Below are 1,877 nucleotides of genomic sequence, written 5' to 3'. Positions count from 1 at the left end.
TTCCTCTCTGAGTTCCTGAGCCAGCAGGGTACGATCCTTATCCCGGTTCTCCAAAGCCCGGATTACAACCAACTCCCTGATAGCCGGCAGCATAACTTTGGCCCGCGGTTGCCTTTTCATTTCACTGTATGCCATAACTGATTCCCCCTAATCTTTATTCCGGTGTTTTACTATTCTTTTGGTATGCCTTGTGTGCTTAATTACTATTCTTTACAATTATACTAAACCAAAAATATAAGAGAGTCAAGAGAGAACTTGAAGTTGGAAAAAGAAAGAAGGGTACTAACCGTCAAGGAATTAGCAGTTGAGCTGGGTATTTCTTTAAACTTGGCTTACCGCCAAGTAAGGGAAGGCAATATCTACGCTGTAAGGTGTGGAGACAGATATCTGATACCCAAGGCGGCCCTGGATAAGTATCTTTCAGTGGAGTAGATATTGGCAGGCAAGCGTTTGTTCAGCAGTCTTATTGACCGGGCTCGCCAGGCTGGAATGCATCCTGTGTCTTGCGCTGCAAGATTGCCCGGCCGGAGTGACGGGCAAGATGCAGGGCAGGCGAGCCAGTAAGACGCAAAAGACCAGTTGCCTCAAAATCCCCCCTCACTAACTAACAGGGGGGTTCTGGATAGTAAAGGCTAGTAAGAGAGAATGGATAGACTAAAAGTAGCAGCAAGCGGAATAGACACCCTGGTAATAGGGTTTGAGATACAGGAATACCTTGATACAGAATGCTTTGAAATACTCACCGAAGCCAAAGAAAAGGCCGGAGAGAAGATGTTTAACTCCAAGGGATACGGTCTTGAATGGTTTGGGGTTGAATTCAGTATCTCAGCCCGCGGGTCTAAGGGTTATGAATGGGTGCTTAGGAATGCGGATGTAACTGTCTGCATAGCCAGAGAAGCTAAGGGCGGCTCAATAATGCCGGAAGTATATGTAACCTTCAGCAGCCAAAACCTGTGGGCAAACGGCCCGGAAAAGGCTGTCAATGACTTCATCCAGTGGCTCTTAAGATGGGCTGTACCCAAAAACAACCGGGCATCCAGGGTAGACCTGTGTCTTGATATGGAGATGCCCTTTCCTGTCCTGAATATGGAAACAGAGGTAGTAACCCATGCTAGGGTAAAGGCAGAATACCTGGAATCGGATAAGCTGGAGCATTATCTTAATTGTAGAAAGCATACCGGATACAAATTCGGGCAAGGGGACTTATCCGCCAGGATTTATGATAAGACTCTGGAGATTACTCTTAAACAGAAAGAATGGATGAGGGAGATCTGGAAGGCAAATCACTGGGATAACAAATCCAGTGTGATAAGGTTTGAATTCCAGTGCCGCCGTCATTTCTTAAAAGAGATGGGCGTAACCACCTTTACTAACTTAATGGATACTCTGGCTGATATCTGGCGTTACTGCACATTCAGCTGGTTAAGGATATGTGATAAAGGCTCGGAAACCAATCAATCCCGTTGGGAGAACAAGGACTATTGGCAAATAATCCAGCAGAGCTTTAGCCTCTTTGGTCAGGCTAACGGGGTAATCCGGATGAAAGCCAAGCAGGTGAGGTATGACCACCTAATAAGACAGATAAGGGGCTGTATGGTTTCTGCGGTAGCTTCTTTAAGCTCTGGCGTGGGTTCAGTTGCAGGGATGGTAAAGCTCAAGCAAGATCTGTATGAAATGCTTACCTCTGAAGAATTCAAGGATGATGTAGCCAAACGCCAAGGACTGGTTTCTAATGTAGATAAGCACAGTAATCATCTTCTGGAAGTGGCCCTTAAAATGGGGGCTAAAATTGAAAGGATAGAGTGGAAGGAATAAATTAAAGTGATTGCTAGAAATTTTCACAAGGGATATAATAGGAGTAAACATAGCCAAAGTAG

At 45.3% G+C, this 1,877-nt stretch carries 2 protein-coding genes; both read left to right on the top strand.

Annotated elements, in window-relative coordinates:
* Positions 1-255: 255 nt before the first annotated feature.
* Positions 256-432 carry a helix-turn-helix domain-containing protein gene (locus WC259_RS08045; protein ID WP_372644173.1) on the top strand — a complete coding sequence of 59 codons (177 nt, stop codon included), beginning with the start codon at positions 256-258 and terminating at the stop codon, positions 430-432.
* 213 nt (positions 433-645) lie between these two features.
* On the top strand, positions 646-1,815 hold the full coding sequence (locus WC259_RS08040) for a hypothetical protein (protein WP_372644170.1): 1,170 nt from the start codon (positions 646-648) through the stop codon (positions 1,813-1,815).
* Positions 1,816-1,877: the final 62 nt, after the last annotated feature.

The organism is Dehalococcoides sp. (assembly GCF_041654235.1).
GTDB classification, from domain to species: Bacteria; Chloroflexota; Dehalococcoidia; order Dehalococcoidales; family Dehalococcoidaceae; genus Dehalococcoides; species Dehalococcoides mccartyi_B.
This window is presented reverse-complemented; position numbering and strand designations above follow the sequence as displayed.